Source organism: Pararcticibacter amylolyticus, assembly GCF_003130405.1.
Lineage (GTDB): Bacteria > Bacteroidota > Bacteroidia > Sphingobacteriales > Sphingobacteriaceae > Arcticibacter > Arcticibacter amylolyticus.
Genome location: NZ_QEAS01000049.1, coordinates 1 through 295, shown reverse-complemented (window position 1 = coordinate 295; position 295 = coordinate 1). Strand labels below are relative to the sequence as shown.

Below are 295 nucleotides of genomic sequence, written 5' to 3'. Positions count from 1 at the left end.
GCCAGCTGTATTGCAGAGTAGCTAAGTTTGGAATAGATAAGCGCTGAAAGCATCTAAGTGCGAAACTAGCCACGAGATGAGACTTCCATATAGGGTCGTGAGAGACTATCACGTTGATAGGCTACCGGTGTAAAGATGGTGACATCAAAGCCAAGTAGTACTAATTACCCGAAGCTTTCAAGAGCAGACACTCTGTTGGCCATCTCTTCAAGTACTTCTTCTGATCATGTTAAATATGAGTTATAAGTAGTAAGTTATACGTTATAAGAAACGAGAACTAACTATAGATATAGCC

General features: G+C 40.3%; 1 other annotated feature (cut by a window edge).

What is annotated here, in order from left to right:
* Positions 1 to 183, top strand: a sequence feature (mutual gap in cmsearch alignment for this rRNA model is longer than 100); it begins 2,689 nt to the left of the window's first position.
* Positions 184 to 295: the final 112 nt, after the last annotated feature.